Below are 25,379 nucleotides of genomic sequence, written 5' to 3'. Positions count from 1 at the left end.
ATGTTTTTCCGTTTTGTTATTCAACCGGAATCCGGTTTTTTACAATACTGTTGTGTCCATAATCATCCCAGCGGTATTTCTGATTTTCAAATACAACCTCACTTTCTTTGGGATGTCCGCAAAGATTTACCGATACCGAAAAGACGCGCGCAGGATCTTTTCCATATGCCGGCTCTTCTAGTTTTTTCACGGTAACATTCTTCGTACCTGTCACCTGCATAAGCGAATACCGCAGCACCTTCTTCTCCTGTACCCGGTAATCGTTTCCTGCCGGAATTCCCCGGATCTGTACCGACTGTTCCGTGTAGCCGTCCTGATCTGTCGTTTTCTCCACCTGTGTTTTTGTAAACGTAAGATAGCATTGGTATGTATGTTCTTTTCCATACAGATCCTTTCCCTTCACGGAAAACAGAAACGTTGGATTTCCATGCGCCCATGTAATCTCATCCGCCTTAATCTTCTTTGTAATCGTCAAGGTTTCACATGCAAGATCCTTCATCGTCACGGTCTGCACTTCCTGTTTTGCCTCCAGCACAAACGAAACCGGTTCTGCCGCAAGGTATCCATCCGGCGCGGCCTCCTCCACAAGGACATAAGAACCCGGCTTTAATTTTTCCAGTTCATGCGGGCCGCTTCCTCCTGAAATCCAGCTGTCCACACGGTTTCCATCCATATCTTTTAATACCAGCTTTGCGCCGGAAATTCGTTTTCCGCTCTCTGCATCTATTTTTTCAATTGTCAGATGTGTTCCATCATTTTCGACCGCCACCGACAGTTCCGATTTACCGTCAATTTTTCCGTTTTCTACCACAAATTCCCGGCATGTGCTGTCCAGCAGATAGCCCTCCGGAGATGCTGTCTCCTGATAGTACCAGACACCGTCCAAAAGTCCCGTCAGCTCAATTTTTCCATTTGCATCCGTCTTTTTTGTCTCATCAAAACTTCCATCTTTCGTCCAGATATGAAAGGCTGCTCCCTGAAGCACTTTTCCGTCTCCCTGACTTACTTTCTGCAGAACAAAACGGTTCTTCCAGTTTGTAAACGTCAGTGTGATCTGTGCGTTTTGTTCCCCGATCGTTATTTTCTTTTCCGTCGGATCCAGCACATATCCATTTGGAGCCGCCGTTTCCCGCACAAGATACGTTCCGTACTCCAGCCCGTTTTTGAACGCCTCTCCATTTTCATCCGTTTTCAGCACAGCTGCTACCGCCTGATCCGGAAACAGCACTGTTCCGTTTACCGTTGTAATTGCTCCGCTCGCAATCACCTGATATGTTGCACCAGAAAGTGCTTTCCCTGAGTTTTCTTCCGTCTTTTTTATCTTCAGTGAGCCTGTTTTTCTTGTGTTTTCTGCCTCCAGATGGATCGTCTGCATGCCTTCCTTGTCAATGGAAAATTCCTGCTCCCAGCTTCCTGCATAACCAGCTGGATTCTTTGTCTCCACAACACGGAATTTTCCATTTTCACTGTCTGTATCCCGAATTCCCTCCAGCAGATAAGAACCCGTTTTTTTCACCCAGTTCATCTTTTTGAATTCACTCCAGGTGTTGTTTTTCCAGCGGTACACGGTAAATTCTGCACCCGAAAGAGCTTCTTTTGTCTCTGTATCCATTTTTTTCACTACAAGATCTCCTACTTTCGACAGATGACAGGGAACGTTCGCTGTGTAACCAAATTCCGAAGTATTCCACGGCACAACAGTTATTCCCGTTTCCCGGGATGCTCCATGCCAGTTGTTGTACGTACTGGAAGTATCGTTTACAAAATTATCCGGCCATTTTTTCGGTGCTTTCACTCCGCCGCCGGGACCAGTTACCGCGTCGTTAGTGCCTCCATCATAGAAAATCATCGTCTGGGAATTTCCTTCAAAGGTAACTGTAACCCAGCCTTCCGAATTTTCCGGAGTTGTTCCACCGTCCGGCTCAGAGCCGCGTCTTGCCGACCAGATCGCTTCTGTTCTGGCATCGTAGACGATTCTGGCATCTGCCTCCTTCGTCAGATAGATATGTTCTGTCTCATCAGCCAGATAAAAGCCCTGCTTAAAGTCCAGATCTGAAAGTGTAAAATATCCTTTCACATTCAGCGGATTTCCTTTACTGTCGTAATAAGCAAACCGTACCTTGATCCAGAGCAGACCTTTAATATCAATGACCGGCTTATTGTGGTCAATCGCCACGACTACCGCATCCACGTCCTCATACCCTGATGGTACAACCGTGTTCTGCCAGTCTTCCAGCCAGATCCGCATCGTTACATTTTCCCCGTGGCACTCTCCAACATTCGTATATTCCGCATACATTTTTCCTTTTTTCGACTCCAGCGGCGTGAAGGAACGGAGATTACTCCATCCCTTTACATCGGCCGCCGGCCACCATGTGGAACAGCATTTCGAATGGCTCTCTCCGTTTTTGCAGAACAGATTGTCCCAGGTACTTCCATCTGTACTTCCAAAACGGATTTTTGTCTCACTTCCGATCAGCGGGGTAAAATCATATCGGCCGTCAATAACAGAGTCCGATGATACAACTTCTCCGATTCCGGCTTTCGAAAGAGAAGGAAGACTCGTAAGACTCGAAGCCAGAACATCTTCCCGAAAACAAAATCCCAACAACAGCAGAATTCCTGCGATAAACCAGAAGCTTTTCTTTGCTCTTTTCATTCTTTCCTCCTTTCAGACCGGCCCGCGGTAAGAAACAGGAAGGCTCCTGTCACGGCAATTCCAATGGGGACCGCTGCTGACGGATCGCGCAGACCTGTTTTTGGCGCGCTGTGCCAGATAGAGGGGCCTTCTTCCTGCGGCAGATCTTCTCCTTCGACAGAAAAAATCCATTTTACCCCGCTTTTCCGAAGTGCCCATTCATCTCCAAGTTCTGACGGCACACGGATTGAAAAACAGATTTCTTTCCGTTCATCTGGACTGCATATTCCAAGACTTTTTGCTGCCCATAGTCCCTCACTCTCTAAATCACCTTCATAAATCACGCTGTCTCCCTCTCGTATTTCCAGTTTCACCTTGGAAAGCAGTTCTTTTTCTGTTTCACTGAGTTCTTCCGGAAGTTCCGTCCGCAGAAAAAATTCTGCACGGCTTGCTGTCGTGTTCACCAGTGTGAACGTATCTTCCCATTCATCTCCCGGCATCAGCACTGGAAAGTTCCGAAAGAAATTGTCGGGTGCCAAGATCAGATTCCGCGCTGCTCCTTCGTACGAAACGGTGAGGAAGCTCTGCTGCGAAACCTCCGAAACGGTATTATCCGCCTCGTGGACACACTGTTCAATTTCCAGTTCTTCTCCCCACGGAGCTTCTGCCGTAAAATCCGGCGTCACATTCGCTGCCTGTACGGCCTCCGCCTGGATTTCAACGGACAGCACCTGTCCCTCCGCCTCACTGGTCCACGCAGATGGAATGGTGATTGTACGGAAAAAATCGACAGATTCCTGCTTTCCCAGCACTTTTGGATAATAATAATACTCTCCTGCTTTCAGCCAGACGTCCTCGATTCCCCCAAGGTCCTCTTCCCCCAGACGGTAATCCTGCGTTTCTTCCTCATCAAACACAGGCTTTACCCGGACATAGCATGGTTCAGCATAATTGGTGATCCGCGGAATTTTTGAAATCACCTGGGAAGGCAGTACAATGCCGTTTTCCGGTCCCTCATACTTCTTTTCTCCATCCCCGTCTTCCTCATATTCCCAGATTCCAATATTTACATCTCCGACAGCTATTTTGTTAATGGTCTCAACACTGCTCCGGTAATATGCATACGTTCCGCTGATTCCCATCAGAAGACTTGCCGCCGCACATCCGATCCTGACGCGTTTTCCTTTCATGTCTGACCACCTCTCTCATAAGCATCCCATGCCTCCCGATAGCCGTGAAATACCATATTCCCCTTCTGGATCTGCACCGATTCCTCATAGACCGAAACCTCAAGTTCTTTCTGTTCCATTTCTTTTGCAACGCGGATTCCGGTAAACAATTCCGTCGTGCTTTCGCCTTCTGAAACCGGTTTTTTGTAATAATAGTAGTCATCTTCTCCTTTTACCCAGTTTTCCGTATCAAGTCCCTCAATCGCTTCAATTGGTTCACTGAATATAAGTGCCGCACGAATATAGCAGGCAACGGAACCTTCATTTCTGATTTTTACTCTCTTTACCACACTTTTCCCTGGCGGTACGGGCGTCGGTGTCGGAAATTCTTCATCGATAGTACTTGTATTATGTCCGAACACCATACGATTCCAGACACTCTCGTGATCTGTAAAATACGCCGAAGTTCCCGGCAGCAGCCAAATGGCTGCCGCCATCGTACACCCGGCCGCACCCGCAAGGAAAAACAGCCGTTTCGTCTTTTTCTTCATCTTTTGTCCCCCAGAAAACTGCTTAAATTCCAGGTGCTTCTGTCTGTTCCGGCTCCGACTGCGGTGCCGTTACCTGCCCCTTCTGCCCATTATTCTGATTTACATACTTCTCCCAGGCCTTTGCTGCCCGCTCGGCAGCCGTACTTCCCTCACCGGTATTCAGCGCCTGGATTGCATAATAATTGATCGGAATATCGACCTCTTTTTCATCCAGCTGCCCTTCCACGATATTAGCTGCTGTCACGCTCGTAAATAAAGGATCCGTCGTTTTGCCAGCTGCAAGCACTTCATTGTAGAGATATGTATATACCATCGAATTGTTCTGTTTTTTCTTGTACATCAGCACCCATTTTTTCGAAAGCTGATTCATCGAAAACAGTTCCGTATCGACGGCTGCCCCGCCGTTTAAACGGTTTCCGGATGTATCTGCAACGATCACTTTTGCGATTGGTATGGAAACATCCATATAGACGTAAGAATCATTTTTACCTTTATTTTTGATACGCGGGTCCTTCGGAATCACCTGGGTCGGCACAATATGATTGGTCTTTCCGTCCGGATCCGGTGCGTACGATGGTTCATTTCCTTCGATATCTACTTTTCCCACAACAAACTGGTTCGTCACAGAATCCTTATCCGTCAGATACGCCAGTGTTCCGCCCGCTGCCAGGGCTCCTGTCAGAAGCAGTGATGCTGCCCAGAATACGATTTTCCGCTGTTTTTTCATAGATCAATTCCTCCTGTTTTCCTAAATAATTTTGCTAATTCTTTTTATAACTTGTTTTCCTGCATGATTTTTCTACCGTGCCAAAGCTGCCGGATTGTAAAAAGCATCACCGCTCCCACGGCCAGAAAAAAGAGTGTTCCTCTCTGCCGGAGCCAGACGATACCAAAGCCAAGCCAGGGAAGAGCTACGATCACATTCCCGATCACCTGTTTTTCCAAAACGATGCCTGCATCTTCCTCCGCGTTGGCATCCCCCTTAGTACAGTATCCTTCCTCGCTCTTTTCCACGATCCGGTGTGTCACCACCATATTTCCTCTCCGGTAGGTAATCACATCCCCCGGATTCCATTCCTTCTTCCGTCCATCCACAACCACAACAGATCCCGTCGGGATCTCCGGTTCCATGGACCCGGACAGTACGACATAGGCGCAGAAATACTGCATCAGATACCATCCCGCCGCCAGAAAAAGGAAGGAAAGAAAGCCCTGCAGCCCCAGTTTTCCTTTTGCTTTCATTTGCTCCCTTCCGTCGATGCGGACATCCAGACTGTCATTTTTGCACGCAAAAAACAGAGGATAGCATTTACCCTCTGTCTCAGAATATCCCTGTTTCATTTTCTCTAAAGTTCTTGTAAAAGTGATTTAAACTTACCATAGTCCGGGCGAAAGCGCAAGCATTGTCTGCCCGTTTAATTCTAAATTTTTTCTAAAGCCTGAAACGCAGAAAATTTTCAGAACTTTTCCCGGATCTTTTTTTCTCCAAACGCAAGCCGCTTTTCCAGCTCCTGCCCATTTTCTGCCCCAAGGATTTTTCGCATTACACGCTCTTCTTCCCGGATTCCTTTTCCGTGAAGTACGCCGTATGCGCCGGCATCACTTCCCGCCGCAAGCACAACGTCCTTTTCAAATGCGAGCTGCAGACCTTTTTTCTGCGTCTCAAAAATCCACGCCAGCGTTTCAGCCGGATATCTGCCGTTCTCCAGAAGATTCGAAACCGTCACAATTGTCGGCACCCAGATTGTTGCATGCTCTGCCATACAGCAGATGCTCTCTTCATTCTGAAAGTTCCCGTGCTCAACCGAGTCCACGCCTGCCTCTGCCGCATCCATCACAGCCTGTGCGCCGTTCACATGCGCCATCACAGAAAGCCCCGCATCATGCGCCGCAGCTGTCATTGCAAAAACCTCTTCCCTGGAAAGCGGCTCACTGGTCACATGCCCCTTTGTCGCGAAATCCAGGATTCCCGTCGTCATGATCTTGATAAAATCTCCGCCCGCACGGCGTACTTCACGCACAAGCGCGCAATACTCTTTCCCGTCTGAAAATGCGCGTCCGACAATTTTTCCATAACGGCCCGCCCTGTGAATCGCAAAAACCGGTGTGCGGTATGTGATCCCGTACTCCGGCGCAAGGCTCCGTGCAAGAACACCCGCCCCGTACGGATCTCCGCCGTCACGCACATAGGAAATCCCTGCCTTCTGATACGCCGCCAGATGTTCCCGGATCAGATCCTCCCGCGGGCCGTTTTCATGCGCTGCCGCCGCCTTTTTGTAATCCACACCGTCCATAAAAATATGGGCATGGCATTCTGCTGTCACCATTTTTGTTTACCGCCTTATCTCCGATTCCACCACAGCTTCTCTGCGGCCCATTTTCCAGTTCTGCTCCGAGAGATACAGATGATATCCACAGCCGTTTTCTACTCGCCAGTCATAGTAACTCTTCTGTGGCACGCCGTACTGCTCAAGGATACTCATGATCGTGCCTCCGTGCACCACCATCGCCACGTTACGGTAATGGCGGCGGATACACGTATCCACCATCTTGTCAAAGCCGGCGATGCAGCGGTCCTTGAACTGCTGCGGGCTCTCACCGCCCGGAAAGGCAAGCGTCGCCATGGAATCAATCCACTCCTGGTATTTCGGATTATCTTTTAATTCCTGATAATTTTTGTTCTCAAACTCACCAAAATTGCACTCTGCAAATTCCGGGATTTTGACCTGTTTGGCATACGGATACAGAATGTCTGCCGTTTCCAGACACCGTTTCAGCGGGCTGACGAACAGAAGCTCAACGGTATCCATCGTCCGCTGTTCCAGCTCTTTTTTCCCTTCCTCACACAGTGGTTCATCCGTCACGCCGATATACCGTCCTAATGTATTGCCATAGGTTTTTCCATGGCGGATCATTGCAATTTTAATCATGTTTTTCCTCACCTTTCAGCAGGATTCCGATTCCGCACACCACACGGGTTACCGAATCAGCCTTTGCTGCCAGCTCCGTACAGATGCGCCCCGTCTTTTCCCGCCATTTCCGGTCGAAGGGTTCGATCGGAACCACTCCGTAACCGAGTTCATTCGTAACAATGCAGATTTCCGGATTTTTCTGCAGCAGTTCTTCCAGTTCTGCTTCCGGTGCAGTCCCGGTCTCCTCTTCCAGAAGGAGCCATCTGCGGACCAGTTCCTGAAAATCATATACGCCGGAACATGCCGACAGCTCCTCTTTCGAAACTGCTGCCCCATCGGCCCATCCTGTTTCTTTTCCGGTCATCTTCTTTGCAAAGTCAAGCTTTCCCTGAAAAGCCCCTCCAATTACTAATTTCATTTCCAGTTCTCCATTCCAAGAGAAAGTACCACAAGAGACAGGAGCTGTGCCAGCTCACAGAGCGAAAGGAAATAGCCTGCGAGATCTCCTGTAATTCCTCCAAAATACTTACTGCTTTTCCATTTATAATAACAGAATACCAGTGCCGATACAACCAGTACATCCAGTGCCGCCCAGACGCAGAACGAAGCTGAGAGCGCCGTCACGGCAAAAATCGTCACAACAAGCACCGCCGCCGTTCTTTTTTTCTCTGCGCTCATGCCAAACGCTGCCGCTGTTCCTTTCGGATTGGCATTTGGAAAAAACGCGATCGAAAGACCGCTGAACGATCTCGAAACTGCGAAGCCAAATGCATACGCCGGAAAAATCTTCCAGACAAGTTCTCCGGCTGCGCCCGCGTACAGTACAAAATACAGACATCCCATAATAATCGCAAATGCTCCGGCGTGCGGGTCTTTTAAGATTTCCAGTCGGCGCTGTTTTTCTCTCCAGGAACTTAACGCATCCATCGTATCCAGATAGCCGTCGAGGTGAATGCCGCCCGTCACCAGAACCGGAACTGCCGTCAGCACTGCAGCCCGCAGCATGCTTCCCGCGCCAATCTGCTGCAGCAGCCAGAAAAGCACCGCCGAAACTGCACCGACAGCCAGTCCGACCCACGGAAAGAAACACAACGCATATTTCATGTTCTCTTTTTCCCAGTCTGCCGGCGGCATCGGGATTTTCGAGTACATGGCAAACGCCACTTTAAAATTATTCCATATCGTTTTCATCTTATTCTTTTTTTATTCTGACGGGAATCCCATACACAACCTCGGTCACACAGTCCGCCATCTCTGCCAGACGTACATTAATGTTTCCCAGGATCCGCTGGTATTCCATCGTCTCCTCCTCATATCGGTATCCGTCCGAAAAAATTTCATTCGTCACCAGAACCAGATTCCGCGCCTGATTGGCCAGACGGGAAACGCCCGCAAGAATTTCCTCCTCCGTCCGCGCTTTTCCCGCCCCGGATGGATCAAATATTTCATTTGCCGTGAGATTCGACATACATTCGAGCAGCACATCGCTTCCCGGTTCCAGCTCCACTTCTTTTAAATTCGTATAACACTCAATCGTCGAAAACTTCTTTGCCGCGCGCATCTTCCGGTGGCGTGCAATACGCGCCTGCCCTTCCGCACCGAACGGCTGCATCGTTGCGATATAAACCCTCCGTGTTCCGCCAAAATCCAGAATACACTGCTCCGCATACGCCGATTTTCCGCTGCCGCTGCCGCCTGTAACCAGATGTATCATCGTTTCACCTGCCTTTTTTAAGTCAGCGGCACATACGTTTCGATCTGTGCCTCGTCAAATGTCGCCATGCCGCGGTATACGGCATTTGCCTGATCCAGAATCGGGAAAAGCATGATGGCGCCCGTTCCCTCGCCCAGACACATATCGCAGTGCAGGAAGGCTTCTTTTCCAAGCTCTGCAAGCAGCAGATGCGCCGCCGGCTCCTTCGATACGTGCGAAGCGATCATATAGTCCTTTGCAAACGGTGCAATCCGTGCAGCAAGAAGCGCTGCCACACAGGAAATAAAGCCGTCCATCACAACCGGAACGCCATGTGCAGCCCCTGCAAGAAAGACACCCGCCATGCCGGCAATGTCAAAACCGCCGACCTTTGCCAGCACATCGATGGGATCGGACGGATCCGGCTGATTGATGGCAATTGCTTTTTCAATCGCTGCAATTTTCCGCGCAAGACCTTCACTCGAAAGCCCGGCGCCCCGTCCCGTCAGTTCCGGAACCGGCTGATTCAGGAAAACGGCTGCCATTGCACTGCTCGTCGTCGTATTTCCAATGCCCATCTCACCGGTTGCCATCAGCTGATAGCCCGCCGCAATTTTTTCTTCCGCCACGGCGATTCCTGTTTCAAGCGCACGAACGGCCTCTTCCCTTGTCATCGCCGGACCTTTTGCCATATTTTTTGTTCCATACGCAACTTTATACCGCGGAACCTTCGTATCGCGCGCCATTCCGATATCAATCGGAAACAGATCCGCATGCGCACTGCGGCAGAGAATGGCTGCTGTCGCCTTCTCCTGCAGAAAATTTTCCGCAACTGTCGCTGTCACTTCCTGACCGCTCTGCGTCACGTTTTCTTCCACAACGCCATTGTCCGCACAGAACGTCAGAAGTGCTCTTTTTTCAATCGAAATCTCCTCTTTTCCGGTGATTCCGGCAATCTGGATGAGCACGTCCTCCAGCTTTCCGAGGCTGTGGAGCGGCTTTGCAATGCCGTCCCAGTGAGCCTTGGCACGATCCATCGCCTCTTTCGAAAGCGGATGGATCTGTTCGATTGTTTCCTGTAATGTCATCTTTTGTTCGCCCCTTCTTTCGATATGACGTCCGATCAGCTCTGTTTTTTCACCCAGTTCACAAAGAAAATATGGGAATCTTCCCGCGCTGTTCCGCTGGAAGTTGTCCATTTATAGGTGTATGTATATGTCACACATTTTTCTTTATCCATATTCAGATTTTTAAATGCTTTCGGAGTCATGAAATATAGATAATCAAAATCATCTCTCGTATCGCCAAAGCCCGGGATCACACGCTTTGTGCCGTTCTTCAGATATGCATCCATGATCGACTGGGATTCATCCACTGCACCGTAGGCTCCATTATTTTTCAGCTGATTGATAATCGAACTGCTCTGCTCCGCAATTCCCGTCAGATAGTTTGTCAGACTTCCGTTCCGCGCCGGTTCAAACTGCTGCTGTTTATAAATCGCGGTGCGGAGCGAAATATTCTGTGCCGCCATCCGGTTCCGGATGACCATCGCAACTGCCGTCATACCTGTTTTTCTCTGGACACCCGCCTCCGCACTGCAGATAGCCGCAAAGAAATCACGGTCACTCACAGACGGATCCGTGTAATACTGATGCTCCATCGTATAATATTTTCCGCTTACGCTGTCCTTTGCACGCACATACTGGCTCGAGCCGAGAATGCACACTCCGTTTTCGTCAAAGCTGTAGTACCAGTTGCTGCTGTTCTTTTTCAGCAGAGCGTAATACGATTTTACCATCTTTCCGTCGCTTCCAAAGTAATACCAGCCCGTCTGCGGATCACCGCTTACCATCCGTTTCTGTGCATTGAGCCACTGGTTCTTTGCCATGCCTCCCCAGTCTTTAAAGTAATAGGAAGCGCCGTTAATAGTCCGCTCTCCCGTCACCATCACGCCGTTGGCATCGGCATAGTAACTGTTGTTTAAATGCGTAAAGAAGGTATTGCGGTACATCGCACCATTTTCCCGGAAGTAATACCACTGGTTCTCTTTCGAAAGCCAGCCCGTCACCATCTTTCCATCCGCATCGGCATAATACGTTTCACCGCCAAGCTGGAAAAAGGTACTACGGTACATGCCGCCCCAGCCCCGGAAATAATAATACGTACCATTGATTTTCTGCCAGCCGGTTACCATCTTTCCATCTGCATTCACACGATATGTATTGTTGTCATATTCAAAAAAGCGGTCAAAATACTGCTCTCCGGTTTCATCAAAATAGTAATATGTACTGCCCTGCTGCAGCCAGCCGACGGTCAGTTTTCCATCTGCAGCCGCATGGCAGACACTCGTTCCGTTTTTGATGAATGCATTCTGATACATGCCGCCCCAGTCCTTGAAATAGTACCAGTCACCGTCGATCTGTTTTTTTCCGACAGCCATCTTTCCGTTCTCATCGGCATAGTAAAGTGCACTTCCTGTCGGTGCTTTGAAAAAGGTGCTGCGGTACATGCCGCCCCAGCTTCGGAAATAATACCAGGTTCCATCCTGCAGCAGCCAGCCGGTCGTCATCTTTCCATCCGTATCAACATGATAAATATTATTTTTATGCGTCAGAAAGGTGTTTTGTGCCATGCCGCCCCAGCTTCGGAAGTAATACCAGATCCCGTCAATCTGTTCGAACCCGGATGCCATTTTTCCATCCGCATCAACATAATACGTATTCTTGTCATACTCAAAAAAACGATTCCGGTACATCGCGCCCTGATCATCAAAATAATAATACACATCATCGATCAGTTTCCAGCCGGTCGCCATTTTTCCGTCCGCATCAGAATAATACGGTACATTTTTCACGGTGTAAAAGGCATCCCGGTAAACACCGCCCCAGCTTTGGAAATAATACCAGGCTCCATCAAGTTTTTTCCAGCCGACCGCCATTTTTCCGTCATTATTCAGGTAGTAACGGTTCTTGTCGTACTCTCTCCAGGCTCCTTTGACAATGGTACCATCCGGATCCTTAAAATACCAGATCCCGTTCTCATTCACCCATGGGTAATAGCTTCCAGCCTGCACGGATACCGCCGTCTCTTCGGGATTTCCGCTCTGTACTTCTGCCGCCGGAAGATCCGAGGCGGCATTTTCCGCTGTCGAATCCGGCGTCTCCGTTTCTGTCATCTCCGGCGTATTTTCGTCTGTGGTTTCCGCCTCCGATGTTTCTTCTGTTTCTTCCTGTGTAACAGCAGAAGCCTCATTTACCAGACTCTGCTCTGTGCCTGCTCCAAATACGTTCGCAGCACTGACAGCGGTTGTCACGCAGGTTGCCGCCAGTACTCCCCTGATTACTTTATTTTTCATTATTTATTCTTCTCTCCCTGCAAAAACAGGCAAAGCCTGCTGTGTGCTCTGCCTGTTTTAAAATTCTGCTCCTGCTTTATCTTATTTCAAAAACGCCCGAACAGTCTCCGGCATCTGATCTACATCACACTCTGTCGTATGAAGCACCGGTGCAGTACGGATTTCTTCGATCGCACGCGGAATCTCGGTATTGGCAAGTGCAGACAGCTTGTCTACCTGCTCCAGTACTGGAAGGGTGTCATACTCCGGTGCAATCGCTGCAAGAACGCTGCTTGTAAATTTATACGGGCTTGCGGTAGATGCGATGACGGTCTTGGTTTCGTCATAGGTTTCCTCGCGGTATTTTCCGTATACAGCCGCTGCAACCGCGGTATGGGTATCAATCACATATCCGGTATCGCTGTACAGTTTTGCAATCGCGTCTGCTGTCTCCTGTTCGGATGCATAATTGCCGTAGAAGTCTGCCAGCTCTTTTTTCATCGCATCGGTGATCTCATATTTTCCGTCCTTTGCAAGATCCTGCATCAGCTCGCGGTCTGCTGCTTCGCTGTTTCCGGCGATGCGGTAGATCAGACGCTCCAGATTGCTCGAGATCAGGATATCCATGGACGGTGATGTTGTCAGAATAAAGTCTCTGTTTCTGTCGTAAACGCCGGTGCGGAAGAAGTCAAACAGAACTTTGTTCTCATTGGAAGCGCAGATCAGTTTTGCGATCGGCAGTCCCATCTGTTTTGCATAGAATGCAGCGAGAATATTTCCGAAGTTTCCGGTCGGAACGGTTACATTGATCTTTTCTCCGTCTGCAATCTCTCCGTTTTTCACCAGGTTTGCGTAAGCATATACGTAGTAGACGACCTGCGGAACGAGTCTTCCGATGTTGATCGAGTTTGCAGAGCTGAACTGGAAACCTTTATCTGCCAGCTCTTTTCCAAGCTCTTTGTCGTTAAACATTTTCTTCACGCCGGTCTGTGCGTCGTCGAAGTTTCCGTGGATGGCTACAACGTGGGTGTTCTTGCCCTTCTGTGTTACCATCTGTTTTTCCTGAATCGGGCTTACGCCGTTCTTCGGGTAAAATACAATAATTCTGGTACCCGGCACATCTGCAAAGCCTGCCATTGCTGCTTTTCCGGTATCTCCCGATGTAGCAGTTAAGATGACGATCTCATTTTTCACGCCGTTTTTCTTTGCGGCGGTCGTCATCAGATGCGGCAGAATGGAAAGTGCCATGTCCTTGAACGCGATCGTTGCGCCGTGGAACAGCTCCAGATAGTAAACACCGTCTGCTTTTGTCAGCGGTGCAATTTCCTCTGTGTCAAATTTCGCATCGTATGCGTTTGCAATACAGTTTTTCAGTTCATCTTCTGTAAAGTCGGTAAGAAAACGGCTCATTACCTCGTATGCTACTTCCTGATAGCTCATAGCCGCAAGTTTTTCCATGGGAACATCCAGTGCTGGAATGGAGGTCGGTACAAATAATCCGCCGTCGTCGGACAGACCCTTTAAGATTGCCCGGGATGCAGTTACGGTTTCTCCATTGCCTCTGGTACTTTTGTATAATACTTCCATGCTCTTTCTCTCCTTCACTTTGACTCCCGGCAGAGCCTCTCTGACTCCTGGCCGGATACGTTTCAGATTAGTTTTACCTGTACGCTTCCTTTTATTATAATGGATGAAGTATGAAAAAACAACAAAAATATACAAAAAATGACTGTGCACAAAAATGCACAGCCATTTTCCACCATTCTGCCAAAATATTTTTTGTCAGAATGTATGATTTAATTTTCGTCGGACTCCTCCGTTTTTGCTTCGCCGTCTTCTAAAGCCGGAGCTTCCCTTTCTGTCTCCTCGAGTGCGAGTGCCTCTTCCTCTTTTTCCGCATTCTCTGCGATTCTATCTTCCGCCCAGGTCACAAACGCTGCCGCGTCTCCGATTTCAAAGCGTTTCTTATCGAGAAAGGTGCTTCTGCCTCCGATGGTGATGCGGATAAAGTTGTCAAACTCCGTCACCTTTGTCAGCTCTTCGAGCGGAATATCAGTGCTTCTGCCCTCTTTTTCGTATGTCATTGTGAGCACCTGCTCAGTAAAACGAAGGGTACGTTCTCCAAGGAGTCCTCTCTTTTTGCATTTTTTCATCTGTGAACGTGCCATCAGATTCGGCAGAAACGTACACAGAAGTGCCATCAGAATGGAGATTCCAAGATTGAAGAAGTCTCCCGGCATGATAAATCCCCGCGCTGCTGCACCGTAGATCATAAAAGCGATCGCAGCCACAACAGCAATCCCTGTAATGATCCGCAGTACCAGACGTACTTTTTTTATCTCGGTGCCGTAAATCTCCACAAACATTCCTTTGGTGTATTCAATTTTGTTTTTAAACAGCATATGCTCTCTCTTTTCTTATCGGTTGTTGATTGCAGTTACCAGCGCGTCGATGGAAGCGCGGATGATATCCGGATCTACGCCTGCGCCCCAGGAAAGGATTCCGTCCGGCTTTTTGATGCCGACGTAGGCAATTGCCTGTGCACTTGAGCTCTGCTCCAGCGCGTGCTCCGTATAGCTGACCAGATCATACTGCAGATTGTACTGCTGTTTCAGCGCGTTGCTGACAGCATTCAGACGGCCGTTTCCTTCTGCATATACAGTTGCATACTCACCGCCCTCGTAATTGGAGGTAACCTGTGCTTCAATTCTGCCCTCATCGAGCTGTTTAAAGTGAACGCCGTTGATGTTGTACGGTGTCGTTACGTTCTCGAAGGTATCTTTAAAGAGTTCAAAGATCTCATCCGGACGCAGCTCTTTATGCAGATGATCGGAAACGGATTTTGCGGTATAGCTCATAGCCTCGCGCATCTTCGCCGGCAGATTCAGGCCGTATTTCGTCTCCAGAATATAGCCGACACCGCCCTTTCCAGACTGGCTGTTGATGCGGATGACGTCTGCATCGTAGTTTCTTCCGATATCGGTCGGATCGATCGGCAGATACGGAACGGTCCAGGTATCCGGTGCTTTCTCCTCGATCCAGTGCATGCCTTTTGCGATCGCATCCTGATGGGAACCGGAGAAGGCTGCAAATACGAGAGATCCGCAGTACGGGCTTCTCGGGTTGATGCTCATACCGGTGAAGGATTCAAATGCATGGCAGAGTTTCGGCATATCGGAGAAGTCAAGCTCCGGATCGACGCCCTGCATGTACATGTTCATGCCGACCGTGATAATATCCACGTTTCCGGTTCTCTCGCCGTTTCCGAACAGCGTTCCCTCGATACGGTCTGCTCCGGCAAGGATACCCATCTCTGCATCGGAAACGCCGCAGCCGCGGTCATTGTGCGGATGAAGGGAAAGAACGACATTATCGCGGTATTTCAGGTTTTTGCTCATGTATTCCACCTGGCTTGCATAAACGTGCGGCATGGAAAGCTCCACGGTGCTCGGCAGGTTGATGATGGCTTTGCGGTCTGCAGTCGGCTGCCATACGTCGAGAACGGCGTTGCACACCTCAAGCGCATATTCCGGCTCGGTTCCGGTAAAGCTCTCCGGGCTGTACTCGAAGCGGTATTTCTCGCCGGCCTCTTCTGTCAGCTCTTTTAAGAGCTTTGCTCCCTCAACGGCGATTTTCAGGATGTCTTCTTTCGATTTTTTGAAGACCTGCTGACGCTGTGCATAGGAAGTGGAATTGTAAACGTGAACGATGGCATTCTTGCAGCCCTTTAATGCCTCGAAGGTCTTGCGGATGATATGCTCTCTCGCCTGGGTCAGAACCTGAACGGTTACGTCATCCGGGATCAGATCCTGCTCGATCAGGGTGCGAAGGAATTCGTACTCGGTCTCAGATGCTGCCGGGAAGCCGACCTCGATCTCTTTGAAACCAACCTCGACGAGGAGTTTGAAGAATTCTACCTTCTGCTCCAGGCTCATCGGAATTACAAGTGCCTGGTTTCCGTCACGAAGGTCAACGCTGCACCATACCGGTGCTTTGTCAATGCTGTCTTTTTCTGCCCAGTCCATGCACGGAACCGGCGGCATATAATACTGTTTCTGATACTTCTTTACATTCATCATGATTTTTTCCTCCCAGAAAGTGAAATACAATTTATTCTGCCGACATAAATTCGGGATGAAAGCATAAAAAAATCTCTCATCTTCTGTGTCGGCTTCTGACACAAGAGACGAAAGACTTGATATCTTACGCGGTACCACTCCTGTTTTACAGAGATTTTCTCTGTACACTCTGCGGATACGGATGAAACATCTGCATATCCTGCCCTTCTAACGGTGGGTTTCCGTCTGCACCTACTCTTTTTATTCTAAATTTGGGAGCAGCGGCTCTGAGGTCAGTTCCACGGAATTCGTCTGCTGTTTCGCATCACCCAACAGCTTTCTGGATTCGGAAGCTCCATGTAGTATTCCTCTTCTTTGCCTTTTTCCTAACTTGGCTCTTATGTTACCATTTTTCTCCATCTCTGTCAAGCGCAAAACGCAGGATTCCGTAAAAATACACCCGCCGGAAAGGAGGCTCCGGCGGGTGCTCTAACACATGATTTCGTTGTTTTATTTGTTGTACTCTTCCAGGTATTTCTGGTAATCCTCTACCTGTTTTCCGTGGATTTTCTTGAGCTCATCCAGCTCATCCAGTGTAGTCGGAACAGCCAGTCCTAAGTTGTCCAGCCAGTCTTTCCGGATCCACAGAGTCTCACATGCCGGCTCTGCAACGTCGCCCGGGATACGGTAAATTCCGTTGTCTCCGGATGCATAGAACATAACGCCAGGATCTACGCTGTTGTAGTAGTCAACCATGTTGGTGTATTTCTTCATATACGGAGAAACATCCATCAGAAGGCCTGCGTCTACCCATTTCGTATAGTCAGCTTCCATGTTCCACCACCAGATGATGTCCGGTCGCTGTGTCTCATCGCCCATCAGAAGGGAAATTTTGGATGTTGCATCCGACCAGCCCGGCAGTGCGATGATATCGATATCCAGGTTGCAGCGGTCCTCCGTCCATTCCTGCATTTCGCTCTCTCCCTTCCTTCCGGCGATATAATGCATTATTTTGCACTATTATTTTTTAATGTGTGATATTAACGAGGTTTTTATTCTTGCGTTTTTGTCATTTTTGTTCAGTTTAGCTTTCCTTAAATGCACCATTTTGCATTATTAATTAGTGTTTTTCTACATGGCATTTATGCACGAATTTGAATCATCGCAAAAAGGGAGCCGGAAACGCCCCGGCAGACGGTTTTTCTTCTCGTCCGCCGGGGCGTCCCTGGCTTTCTTTCTTTGTTCACTTTTTCCTGTTTTTTCTATTTCTTTCTATCCCTGGCGCTTGCACGAGGAACGGCGCACCACAACCTCCCCCGAAACGAGAATCCGTTCTTTCGGCGCTTCCGGGTGCTCCTCCCGCCATAAAAATTCATGCACCATACGGCGGCCAAGCCACTTCGTATCGACATGAACGGTTGAGAAGAACGGATACAGCATCCGGTCCTCATCATCATCAAATCCGGTCAGTGCCACATCCTCCGGCACGCGCACGCCGATTTTCCGGAAGGATTCTGTCAATCTTTTGGCGATCATATCGTTGCCGCAGACAATCGCTTCCGGCAGTGTATCGTAGCTCGCCACAATCTTGTCAAAATTTTCCGGGTAATAAAAATGATCGCTCTCCATATTGGGGCGCACAAGCTCCTCATCGAGCGGAATGCCCGCCTGTTCCATCGCTGCAAGGAAACCGACATACCGGTCATGCATCGACTCATACGTGCTGCTGTGCTCACTTAGGAAACCGATCCGCGTCATGCCCTGCCCGATCAGATGGGACGTCAGAAGACTCACCGGCTGCACACCGTCCACACGCACGATATCGCCCATCGGCCGCTGTTCGATGCCGCAGTAATGGTCGAGCTGAAAGATGCGGTAACCCAGATTTACCAGTTTCTGCATATATTCCGGCGGCAGCATTTTAATGCAGAAGATCGCATCGATATTTTCATTCAGGCCGAGCGGCAGAATGCCGTTCTCCTCCTCCCGCTCCGTCACGACCGCAACGCGCGTCTGACAGTTATTGAGGCTCGCCTCCTCGGAGATGCCGCTCACGACACGGTCCCAATAAACAGCGGCATCCCGCGTACGCAGAACCATAATATTGTAATGCTTCTCCTGCGGTGCCCGAACTTCTTCCACATATACATTTTCGCCCAGATAGCCATTTCTTTTCGCCATCCGAAGAACTCTCTCCCGCGTCACCGGAGCTACCTTCGGATCATCCTTTAATGCCATGGCAACCGTATTCCGGGACAGTCCCAGCTCCTTTGCCATACTCTGTATCGTTACTTTCCCCATAACTTCCTCCCTGTTTTTTCTGCGCAATTCATTTTTCTTCCGCACACGTCTTTGTCCGTAAGAAAAAAAGTGCCGTAAAACGACACTCTTACCGATCGGGGCAACAGGATTTGAACCTGCGACCTCACGGCCCCCAGCCGTGCGCGCTACCAAGCTACGCCATACCCCGTAATCATGTTTTCATTATACCAGCGAACTTCTGAAAAATCAATGTTATTTTTCCCTCTCCCGTTTCATTACATTCATTTCTTTATTTCGTGTCATATTCTCTTTTATTTTACTATATTGTCACTTTTTCTTTCTGAATATGTAATTTTTCGACGTTTTCCACGTATCATAAGTGAAAGGGGAAAATCGTATGCCATACAAACTTTCACCTCTGGCATGCCCGTCTGCAAAGACTATGTAAAAACTGAATAAAAGGAGACATCGTAATGGAAACTGAAATTTACTTTCTACTACACTCTTTAGGAATTGGTGCAAAATACCGCGGATTTCGCTATCTCGCCTATGGTATCGCTTTATGCATGGAAGACGAAGATTATCTCCTTCGGGTCAGCAAAACGCTGTACCCAAAGATCGCGCAAACGTTTCAGGTATCGTCCTCCTGCGTCGAACGAGACATCCGCACCGCTATTTCCGTCTGCTGGACCCGCGGAAACCGTGATCTGCTCTTTTCGCTTTCTGTGCATCCGGTTCTGACAAAACCGACCAATTCCGAATTTTTTGATATTTTAAGTTCTTATATCAAATACTACCGTGCTTTTCCTGCCTGTCGTCAGGAGGCATAAAAAAACGAATACAGAAAAGATAACACTTCCGCGCCCTATCATATTGGGGGATATGCATGGCGCGGAAGTGTTTTTTCTATGATAAAACGATAGAACGAAAAAAGGAGACTGCCCGCAAAGGCAGCCTCCCGATATGGATCATTTGACAGCAAACCGATTAGTTGTTGATCAGTTTGTCCTCGTTGCTCCAGCTGTACAGTTTTCTGACTTCTTCTCCGACTTTCTCTGACGGATGCTCTGCAGCTTTTCTTCTCATTGCACGGAAGTGAGCCTGTCCGCCTGCTGGGGACATATCCAGAAGGAAGTCTTTTGCGAAAGTACCATCCTGGATATCGGAAAGGATCTTCTTCATGGTCTTCTTGGTTTCTTCTGTGATGATCTTCGGTCCGGTGATGTAATCGCCGTACTCGGCTGTGTTGGAGATGGAGTATCTCATTCCGGAGAATCCCGACTGATAGATCAGGTCTACGATCAGTTTCATCTCATGGATGCACTCGAAGTATGCGTTTCTTGGGTCGTATCCAGCCTCGCACAGAGTCTCAAATCCAGCCTGCATCAGGGCGCATACACCGCCGCAGAGAACTGCCTGCTCACCGAACAGGTCTGTTTCGGTCTCAGTTCTGAAGGTTGTCTCCAGAAGACCAGCTCTTGCTCCGCCGATTCCAAGGCCGTAAGCCAGTGCTCTGTCCAGAGCTTTTCCGGTGTAATCCTGCTCAACAGCAACCAGGCAAGGAGTTCCTTTGCCAGCCTGATACTCGCTTCTTACTGTGTGGCCAGGTGCTTTCGGAGCGATCATAGCTACATCTACGTTCTTCGGAGGTACGATCTGTCCGAAGTGGATAGCGAAACCATGAGCGAACATCAGCATGTTGCCCTCTTCCAGGTTTGGCTCGATATCTTTTTTGTACATTGCAGCCTGTTTCTCATCGTTGATCAGGATCATGATGATATCAGCCTGTTTTGCAGCCTCAGCAGCGGTGTATACTTTGAATCCCTGTGCCTCTGCTTTTGCCCAGGATTTGCTGCCTTCATAAAGTCCAATAATAACATCACAGCCGGAATCTTTCAGGTTCAGTGCATGAGCATGTCCCTGGCTTCCGTAGCCGATAATTGCGATTTTTTTGCCTTCCAGTAAAGAGAGATTACAATCTTCCTGATAAAAAAGTCTTGCTGCCATTTTATTTTCCTCCATAATATATAGAATGTCTTGACCGGCGGCAGGTCGGTCAATTTATACAGCGAAAAGCATTTCTGCCTTTTGCTGTTTGTCAGGGAAATGAACTTTTCTATACAAAAATTTCATTCCTCTAGCAAACGTATGTAATGTGATCTGCGTTAATCGAGGTAACGCACATCGTGGGCTCCTCTGGAGAGTCCTGTCACTCCTGTTCTGGCCAGTTCCAGGATTTCGTATCCCTGTACCAGATTCAGGAACCCTTCGAGCTTTGACTGGTTTCCGGTCAGCTCTACAATCAGGCTTTCCTGTCCCACATCCACGATTCTTCCACGGAAGACATCGGAGATGGCGATGACATTGCGGCGTTCATTTTCATTCACACGGATTTTGACCAGCATCAGCTCTCGTCTGACACTCTCGTCCGGCTTCAGCTCTTTGATATCCCGCACATCGACAAGTTTTGCCAGCTGTTTTTTGATCTGCTCCAGAATCATTTCATCACTGCAGTACAGAACAACAGTCATTCTTGTGTATCGCGGGTCTGCTGTCACACCGGCGGTGATCGTCTCGATATTGTATCCGCGTCGGCTGAAAAGACCAGCTACTCTGCTTAAAAGTCCCGGCGTATTATCCACCAGCAGGGATAATGTTCTTTTCTGTTCCATAAACACCAACTTTCCTCCATCCGCAGGCGCCGCGGATTTTCAGCAATTTCTTACAACTTCCAACGCCTTATCCAATATATTAGCAACTTATCCTCACTTTGTCAACAAAAATTTTACCAAATTATTCTTTTGAGCAAAAATCTTTTGCCTCCTGTGGTTCCCATTTGCATACCTTCCGGTCATACGTAAGGATGCCGTTCGACTCCTCCTCGACATCGGTAAGCTGTGTGTAGACTGCTGCGGCAAGTCCCTGTTCTGTGAGTTCTCTTATCTTTTCTGCCAGTGCATTCATCGCTTTCTGGTACTGTGTCTGGTTCTGGTACGTGCGGTAGCCGAACGATTTTTCGGAGTAGAGATGCTCCTGTACCGGATACGTATAGCCGCCGTATTCAGAAAAAGCAAACGCGCGCTCCTCCGGTTTTACTTTTAACGGACGAAAGTAATTGTGAAGGCTCTTGATGTCCCCCGCTCCCTGATCGTACCAGCCGCTCGCGTGGTCGATCTGCCGCGTCGGATCGAGAGCGCGCACCATTTCTGTCATCTCCCTGGCATCAAACTGTCCCCATCCCTCGTTGAACAGAACCCAGAGCGACACGCACGGTGCATTGTAAAGCTGATGAACCGTCTCGCGGCACTCCCGCTTCCACCACTCTCTTCCCGTTTTTGAGGTCCGCGAAAAGAGCGGATAACAGTTATCCCTGAATTCCGTTGTCACAAACGGCAGTACGGTCGGAAGGTACAAAAGGAACGTCTGAATCGACCGGCCGCCGCCGTTGATCATATCCTGCCACACCAGCATACCGATATGGTCGCAGTGGGAATACCATCTTGCGCACTCAACTTTCAGGTGTTTCCGGATCATATTGAAACCGAGGCGTTTGGCCGTCTTAATGTCATAAACCATCGCCTCATCGGACGGCGGCGTGTAGAAGCTTTCCGGCCAATAACCCTGGTCGAGGACACCGTTCTGGAAATACGGCTTTCCGTTTAAGAGAAGACGCGTGATTCCTTTCTCATCTTTTCCAATGCCGAATTTGCGCATGCCGAAATAACTCTCGATGCGGTCTTCTCCCGCTTCAATGGAAACCCCATAGAGATGCGGATGTTCCGGGCTCCAGCCTGCAAAATTACCGAGAATCAGCTCCGCCTCGTTTTCTCTCGTCTCCCGGACGCAGATCACCTTCGCATCCGGCGCTTCGCTCTCCCGCACCGTAATTTTTTTCGTCAGTCCCGCATCCGGTCCGTTGAGGAAAACCCGTACTTTTACGCTCGCCGTATCATATTCCGGCGTGATCACGATGCGTTCCAGATACGTCTCCGGCACCCATTCCATCCAGACGCTCTGCCAGATGCCGCTCTGCGCGGTGTAAAACATGCCGCCCGGGGTAAGGCTCTGCTTTCCGCGGCCCTTCCAGTCCGTGTCCGTCTCATCGCGCACCTTGACGGCAAGCTCGTTCTCTCCCGTTTTGAGATACGGCGTAAGATCCACTGAAAAAGAAAGATACCCGCCGAGATGGCCTCCGGCACGCTTTCCGTTGCAGTAAATTACCGCATCCTGATCCACGGCGCCGAACTGCAGCAGCAGCCGTTTTCCGGCAGGAATTTTGGGAAGCTGAATCGTGCGGAAGTACCACAGATATTCTTTTGGAAGCAGCTGCCGCTTCACGCCGGACGCATCGCACTCCGGGGAAAACGGAACGAGAATTTTTCCGTCCCGCTGTTTTGGCATTTTCTGCGTTTCCGTGAACGCATACTCCCACCATCCGTTCAGATTTGTCCAGTTTTCCCGGCGCATCTGCGGACGCGGATATTCCGGAAACGGGAGCTCTTCTTCCGGATTTTTCCCAAATTCCGTAGAAAGGCGGAATTTTTTTCCTTCCTTTTTTCCAATCTGTAATGCTTTGACCGCATTTTTGAAGTCCATTCTTTTCCCTCTTTTTCTGATTTTTATGATTGATAAAAGCGTGCCCGGACAAAATCCCGGACACGCTTTTGGTGTACTGAAAATCAAAGCGGATATTCGCAATCCGGTTAGATAAACGCCAGCGTTTTCATCAGATACAGCCAGAACGTCAGCGTAAAGGCACTGCCGCACGTTGTGAGCATAACGGTGTTTGCCGTCAGACTTCCCTCATGACCCATATTTTTCGCCATGATAAAACTGCTCACCGTCGTTGCGGAACCCAGCATCACAAGGATTGCCACCAATTTTTCCTGACGGAAGCCAAGTATCACGGCGATCGGCAGAAAGACAGCTGCAAGACCGACCAGCTTAATCGCAGCTGCAGCAATCGACGGCCGGATATTCTTTGCCGCGCTCTTTGCCTCAAACGACGCACCCATCGCAATCAGGCCGAGCGGCGTTGCAAGTACCGCAATATTCTGCACCGTTTTCTGCAGAATCACCGGCTTTGGAATGCGAAGCACCGACCAGAGAAGTCCTGCAACGATCCCGAGGATAATCGGGTTTGTCACGATATTTTTCGCCGTCTTTTTCACAAAATCTGCCGTGATCTCCTCCCGTTCCGGACCGAATACCGCAAGAACGACAACCGCCATGATATTATACAGCGGCACACTGCTGATGATCATCAGCGGCGCCATGCCGGAATTTCCGTAGATATTCTGGATAAAGGCAATACCAAGGATCGCCGCACTGCTCCGGTACGCCGCCTGGATAAATTCGCCTCTTGCACTTCTCTCTTTTAAGAGATGGGAAAGTCCCCATACCGCAAGAATTGAGAGCAGTGTTGCAAAGAAGCAGAACAGAACGAATTTGATATCCCACACAGCGGAGAAATCAGAATCCGACAGGTCCTGGAACAGCAGCACCGGGAGTGCGATTTTAAACACAAATTTGTTCATTTTGCCTGTGAACGATTCGTCCAGAATACCAACCTTTCGAAAGAAAAGTCCCAAAATCATTGTCAGGAAGATCGGCATCGTCGCGTTCAGGCTGAAGATCAGATTACTCATACCAGTGTTTTTCCTGCCAGTACATTTTTATAATCTTCGTAGTTCTCTTCGAGAAGCTTCGGCGTATTCAGACCGTAGGGACATTTCTTCATGCAGGCGCCGCAGTGGAGACAACCTTCGATTTTCTTCATCATCGCCTGGCCGCGCTCGGTGAGCTGGTTGGCGGACGGGGAACGGCGCAGAAGCAGGCTCATGCGCGCGCAGGTGTTAATCTCAATGCCTGCCGGACATGGCATACAGTAACCGCAGCCGCGGCAGAAGTTGCCGGAGAGCTCTTTCTGGTCTTTCTCGATGATCGTCTTGATTTCATCCGTCATGGCAGGCGGACAGGCAATGTAGCTTAAAAACTCGTCCAGCTCTTTTTCTCTCTGGACGCCCCAGATCGGAAGCACGTTGTCGTACTGATCTTCAAAAGCATATGCAGCCGCGGAGTTTGTGATCAGCCCGCCCGAGAGCGCTTTCATTGCGATAAAGCCGATATTTTTCTCTTTGCATCCCTGTACCAGTGCTTTCTCACGGTCCGTTGCCAGATAGCAGAACGGGAACTGCAGCGTCTCGTAAAGACCGGACTCGATGATCTCCTCTGCCACGCTCATGCGGTGGTTCGTGATACCGATGTGGCGGATTTTTCCCTGTGCTTTTGCTTCCAGCATCGCCTCATACAGGCCGGTTCCATCTCCCGGCTTAGGACAGAAGGACGGATTGTGGAACTGATAGATATCGATGTAATCCGTCTTCAAAAGGGAAAGGCTTGTCTCCAGATCCTTCCAGAACCCCTCCACATCCTTTGCCATCGTCTTCGTAGAGATAAAGACCTTCTCACGCATTTTCTCAAACGCTGCGCCTAATTTTTCCTCGCTGTCGCTGTATGCACGCGCGGTATCAAAAAAGCGGATGCCTCCGTCATACGCTTTGCGCAGCAGATAAACAGCGTCTTCTTTCGTGACACGCTGTACCGGCAGCGCGCCGAAGCCGTTCTTGTTTACACAGATTCCTGTACTTCCCAGTGTTACCATGGACATACTTATGTTCCTCCTTTTTCGCTTTCATTGTTTCAACTCACAGTCGGTATTTCACGGAGTCTGACATGTCGAAAATAGTTCGACTGTGACTT

General features: G+C 49.2%; 23 protein-coding genes, 1 tRNA gene and 1 other annotated feature. Of the genes, 1 reads left to right on the top strand and 23 read right to left on the bottom strand.

Features of this window, described 5'->3' with window-relative positions; genetic code table 11:
* Nucleotides 1-16: 16 nt before the first annotated feature.
* The 18 genes from PGS38_RS01185 to PGS38_RS01100 form a co-directional block, all read right to left on the bottom strand.
* Nucleotides 17-2,659 carry a SpaA isopeptide-forming pilin-related protein gene (locus tag PGS38_RS01185; RefSeq protein ID WP_119188474.1) on the bottom strand — a complete coding sequence of 881 codons (2,643 nt, stop codon included), beginning with the start codon at nucleotides 2,657-2,659 and terminating at the stop codon, nucleotides 17-19.
* Entirely contained in the window at nucleotides 2,656-3,828 is a 1,173-nt protein-coding gene (locus tag PGS38_RS01180; protein WP_117800985.1) for a hypothetical protein, read from the bottom strand. The genes PGS38_RS01185 and PGS38_RS01180 overlap by 4 nt, the downstream gene beginning before the upstream one ends.
* Nucleotides 3,825-4,358 carry a hypothetical protein gene (locus PGS38_RS01175; protein WP_022462298.1) on the bottom strand — a complete coding sequence of 178 codons (534 nt, stop codon included), beginning with the start codon at nucleotides 4,356-4,358 and terminating at the stop codon, nucleotides 3,825-3,827. Before PGS38_RS01175 ends, PGS38_RS01180 begins: the two co-directional genes overlap by 4 nt.
* A 22-nt stretch (nucleotides 4,359-4,380) precedes the next feature.
* Nucleotides 4,381-5,085 carry a SipW-dependent-type signal peptide-containing protein gene (locus tag PGS38_RS01170; protein ID WP_055266634.1) on the bottom strand — a complete coding sequence of 235 codons (705 nt, stop codon included), beginning with the start codon at nucleotides 5,083-5,085 and terminating at the stop codon, nucleotides 4,381-4,383.
* A gap of 44 nt (nucleotides 5,086-5,129) precedes the next feature.
* On the bottom strand, nucleotides 5,130-5,699 hold the full coding sequence (locus PGS38_RS01165) for a signal peptidase I (RefSeq protein WP_117760345.1): 570 nt from the start codon (nucleotides 5,697-5,699) through the stop codon (nucleotides 5,130-5,132).
* Between the two features lie 116 nt (nucleotides 5,700-5,815).
* Complete coding sequence (locus tag PGS38_RS01160) at nucleotides 5,816-6,685, bottom strand: amidohydrolase family protein (RefSeq protein ID WP_243104811.1); 870 nt, start codon at nucleotides 6,683-6,685, stop codon at nucleotides 5,816-5,818.
* Between the two features lie 6 nt (nucleotides 6,686-6,691).
* Nucleotides 6,692-7,288: a histidine phosphatase family protein gene (locus PGS38_RS01155; protein WP_022462294.1), complete on the bottom strand. Its 597-nt coding sequence runs from the start codon at nucleotides 7,286-7,288 to the stop codon at nucleotides 6,692-6,694.
* Nucleotides 7,281-7,688: a bifunctional adenosylcobinamide kinase/adenosylcobinamide-phosphate guanylyltransferase gene (locus tag PGS38_RS01150; protein ID WP_022462293.1), complete on the bottom strand. Its 408-nt coding sequence runs from the start codon at nucleotides 7,686-7,688 to the stop codon at nucleotides 7,281-7,283. Before PGS38_RS01150 ends, PGS38_RS01155 begins: the two co-directional genes overlap by 8 nt.
* A complete protein-coding gene (locus PGS38_RS01145; protein ID WP_055226435.1) occupies nucleotides 7,685-8,461 on the bottom strand; it encodes an adenosylcobinamide-GDP ribazoletransferase in 777 nt (258 codons plus the stop codon). The genes PGS38_RS01150 and PGS38_RS01145 overlap by 4 nt, the downstream gene beginning before the upstream one ends.
* Nucleotide 8,462: 1 nt before the next feature.
* Nucleotides 8,463-8,984 (bottom strand): bifunctional adenosylcobinamide kinase/adenosylcobinamide-phosphate guanylyltransferase, encoded by a 522-nt coding sequence (locus PGS38_RS01140; RefSeq protein WP_117509027.1) that lies wholly within the window; start codon nucleotides 8,982-8,984, stop codon nucleotides 8,463-8,465.
* A gap of 17 nt (nucleotides 8,985-9,001) precedes the next feature.
* Nucleotides 9,002-10,051 carry a nicotinate-nucleotide--dimethylbenzimidazole phosphoribosyltransferase gene (gene cobT / locus PGS38_RS01135; protein WP_117760346.1) on the bottom strand — a complete coding sequence of 350 codons (1,050 nt, stop codon included), beginning with the start codon at nucleotides 10,049-10,051 and terminating at the stop codon, nucleotides 9,002-9,004.
* 35 nt (nucleotides 10,052-10,086) lie between these two features.
* The gene (locus PGS38_RS01130) at nucleotides 10,087-12,318 is read right to left on the bottom strand and encodes a cell wall hydrolase (RefSeq protein WP_117509029.1); all 2,232 of its coding nucleotides are present in this window, start codon (nucleotides 12,316-12,318) and stop codon (nucleotides 10,087-10,089) included.
* A gap of 81 nt (nucleotides 12,319-12,399) precedes the next feature.
* A complete protein-coding gene (gene thrC / locus PGS38_RS01125) occupies nucleotides 12,400-13,884 on the bottom strand; it encodes a threonine synthase (RefSeq protein WP_055266623.1) in 1,485 nt (494 codons plus the stop codon).
* A 209-nt stretch (nucleotides 13,885-14,093) separates the two neighbouring features.
* Entirely contained in the window at nucleotides 14,094-14,699 is a 606-nt protein-coding gene (locus tag PGS38_RS01120) for a hypothetical protein (RefSeq protein WP_117804054.1), read from the bottom strand.
* 15 nt (nucleotides 14,700-14,714) lie between these two features.
* Nucleotides 14,715-16,376 carry a 2-isopropylmalate synthase gene (locus PGS38_RS01115; RefSeq protein ID WP_022462286.1) on the bottom strand — a complete coding sequence of 554 codons (1,662 nt, stop codon included), beginning with the start codon at nucleotides 16,374-16,376 and terminating at the stop codon, nucleotides 14,715-14,717.
* A 100-nt stretch (nucleotides 16,377-16,476) separates the two neighbouring features.
* Nucleotides 16,477-16,740 (bottom strand) — a binding site (T-box leader).
* Nucleotides 16,741-16,865: 125 nt separating this feature from the next.
* A complete protein-coding gene (locus tag PGS38_RS01110; protein WP_158565809.1) occupies nucleotides 16,866-17,327 on the bottom strand; it encodes an extracellular solute-binding protein in 462 nt (153 codons plus the stop codon).
* Between the two features lie 300 nt (nucleotides 17,328-17,627).
* A complete protein-coding gene (locus PGS38_RS01105; protein WP_117804052.1) occupies nucleotides 17,628-18,656 on the bottom strand; it encodes a LacI family DNA-binding transcriptional regulator in 1,029 nt (342 codons plus the stop codon).
* A gap of 95 nt (nucleotides 18,657-18,751) precedes the next feature.
* Nucleotides 18,752-18,825: transfer RNA gene (locus PGS38_RS01100), tRNA-Pro, on the bottom strand.
* 265 nt (nucleotides 18,826-19,090) lie between these two features.
* Between PGS38_RS01100 and PGS38_RS01095 the strand changes: the two genes are divergently transcribed.
* The gene (locus tag PGS38_RS01095; RefSeq protein ID WP_022462283.1) at nucleotides 19,091-19,447 is read left to right on the top strand and encodes a sporulation initiation factor Spo0A C-terminal domain-containing protein; all 357 of its coding nucleotides are present in this window, start codon (nucleotides 19,091-19,093) and stop codon (nucleotides 19,445-19,447) included.
* Nucleotides 19,448-19,604: 157 nt separating this feature from the next.
* On the opposite strand, the gene ilvC is transcribed toward PGS38_RS01095, so the two are convergent.
* From ilvC to PGS38_RS01070, 5 genes are all read right to left on the bottom strand, one after another.
* Nucleotides 19,605-20,624: a ketol-acid reductoisomerase gene (gene ilvC / locus PGS38_RS01090; protein WP_022462282.1), complete on the bottom strand. Its 1,020-nt coding sequence runs from the start codon at nucleotides 20,622-20,624 to the stop codon at nucleotides 19,605-19,607.
* 158 nt (nucleotides 20,625-20,782) lie between these two features.
* Nucleotides 20,783-21,289: an acetolactate synthase small subunit gene (gene ilvN, locus PGS38_RS01085; RefSeq protein WP_022462281.1), complete on the bottom strand. Its 507-nt coding sequence runs from the start codon at nucleotides 21,287-21,289 to the stop codon at nucleotides 20,783-20,785.
* Between the two features lie 121 nt (nucleotides 21,290-21,410).
* A complete protein-coding gene (locus tag PGS38_RS01080; RefSeq protein WP_117804051.1) occupies nucleotides 21,411-23,213 on the bottom strand; it encodes a glycoside hydrolase family 2 protein in 1,803 nt (600 codons plus the stop codon).
* 107 nt (nucleotides 23,214-23,320) lie between these two features.
* A complete protein-coding gene (locus tag PGS38_RS01075; protein ID WP_118639889.1) occupies nucleotides 23,321-24,265 on the bottom strand; it encodes an AEC family transporter in 945 nt (314 codons plus the stop codon).
* A complete protein-coding gene (locus PGS38_RS01070; protein WP_117804049.1) occupies nucleotides 24,262-25,287 on the bottom strand; it encodes an aldo/keto reductase in 1,026 nt (341 codons plus the stop codon). The genes PGS38_RS01075 and PGS38_RS01070 overlap by 4 nt, the downstream gene beginning before the upstream one ends.
* Nucleotides 25,288-25,379 lie beyond the last annotated feature (92 nt).

It is taken from the genome of Fusicatenibacter saccharivorans, from assembly GCF_027667425.1.
Classification (GTDB): Bacteria; Bacillota; Clostridia; order Lachnospirales; family Lachnospiraceae; genus Fusicatenibacter; species Fusicatenibacter saccharivorans.
Note: the sequence above shows the minus strand (reverse complement) of the source record. Positions and strands in the feature narration are given on the sequence as shown.

What these genes read in the sequence shown, in the direction of transcription:
- PGS38_RS01185 (WP_119188474.1), bottom strand. Translation starts at nt 2,659, where the DNA reads ATGAAAAGAGCAAAGAAAAGCTTCTGGTTTATCGCAGGAATTCTGCTG.
- PGS38_RS01180 (WP_117800985.1), bottom strand. Translation starts at nt 3,828, where the DNA reads ATGAAAGGAAAACGCGTCAGGATCGGATGTGCGGCGGCAAGTCTTCTG.
- PGS38_RS01175 (WP_022462298.1), bottom strand. Translation starts at nt 4,358, where the DNA reads ATGAAGAAAAAGACGAAACGGCTGTTTTTCCTTGCGGGTGCGGCCGGG.
- PGS38_RS01170 (WP_055266634.1), bottom strand. Translation starts at nt 5,085, where the DNA reads ATGAAAAAACAGCGGAAAATCGTATTCTGGGCAGCATCACTGCTTCTG.
- PGS38_RS01165 (WP_117760345.1), bottom strand. Translation starts at nt 5,699, where the DNA reads ATGAAACAGGGATATTCTGAGACAGAGGGTAAATGCTATCCTCTGTTT.
- PGS38_RS01160 (WP_243104811.1), bottom strand. Translation starts at nt 6,685, where the DNA reads ATGGTGACAGCAGAATGCCATGCCCATATTTTTATGGACGGTGTGGAT.
- PGS38_RS01155 (WP_022462294.1), bottom strand. Translation starts at nt 7,288, where the DNA reads ATGATTAAAATTGCAATGATCCGCCATGGAAAAACCTATGGCAATACA.
- PGS38_RS01150 (WP_022462293.1), bottom strand. Translation starts at nt 7,688, where the DNA reads ATGAAATTAGTAATTGGAGGGGCTTTTCAGGGAAAGCTTGACTTTGCA.
- PGS38_RS01145 (WP_055226435.1), bottom strand. Translation starts at nt 8,461, where the DNA reads ATGAAAACGATATGGAATAATTTTAAAGTGGCGTTTGCCATGTACTCG.
- PGS38_RS01140 (WP_117509027.1), bottom strand. Translation starts at nt 8,984, where the DNA reads ATGATACATCTGGTTACAGGCGGCAGCGGCAGCGGAAAATCGGCGTAT.
- cobT (WP_117760346.1), bottom strand. Translation starts at nt 10,051, where the DNA reads ATGACATTACAGGAAACAATCGAACAGATCCATCCGCTTTCGAAAGAG.
- PGS38_RS01130 (WP_117509029.1), bottom strand. Translation starts at nt 12,318, where the DNA reads ATGAAAAATAAAGTAATCAGGGGAGTACTGGCGGCAACCTGCGTGACA.
- thrC (WP_055266623.1), bottom strand. Translation starts at nt 13,884, where the DNA reads ATGGAAGTATTATACAAAAGTACCAGAGGCAATGGAGAAACCGTAACT.
- PGS38_RS01120 (WP_117804054.1), bottom strand. Translation starts at nt 14,699, where the DNA reads ATGCTGTTTAAAAACAAAATTGAATACACCAAAGGAATGTTTGTGGAG.
- PGS38_RS01115 (WP_022462286.1), bottom strand. Translation starts at nt 16,376, where the DNA reads ATGATGAATGTAAAGAAGTATCAGAAACAGTATTATATGCCGCCGGTT.
- PGS38_RS01110 (WP_158565809.1), bottom strand. Translation starts at nt 17,327, where the DNA reads ATGCAGGAATGGACGGAGGACCGCTGCAACCTGGATATCGATATCATC.
- PGS38_RS01105 (WP_117804052.1), bottom strand. Translation starts at nt 18,656, where the DNA reads ATGGGGAAAGTAACGATACAGAGTATGGCAAAGGAGCTGGGACTGTCC.
- PGS38_RS01095 (WP_022462283.1), top strand. Translation starts at nt 19,091, where the DNA reads ATGGAAACTGAAATTTACTTTCTACTACACTCTTTAGGAATTGGTGCA.
- ilvC (WP_022462282.1), bottom strand. Translation starts at nt 20,624, where the DNA reads ATGGCAGCAAGACTTTTTTATCAGGAAGATTGTAATCTCTCTTTACTG.
- ilvN (WP_022462281.1), bottom strand. Translation starts at nt 21,289, where the DNA reads ATGGAACAGAAAAGAACATTATCCCTGCTGGTGGATAATACGCCGGGA.
- PGS38_RS01080 (WP_117804051.1), bottom strand. Translation starts at nt 23,213, where the DNA reads ATGGACTTCAAAAATGCGGTCAAAGCATTACAGATTGGAAAAAAGGAA.
- PGS38_RS01075 (WP_118639889.1), bottom strand. Translation starts at nt 24,265, where the DNA reads ATGAGTAATCTGATCTTCAGCCTGAACGCGACGATGCCGATCTTCCTG.
- PGS38_RS01070 (WP_117804049.1), bottom strand. Translation starts at nt 25,287, where the DNA reads ATGTCCATGGTAACACTGGGAAGTACAGGAATCTGTGTAAACAAGAAC.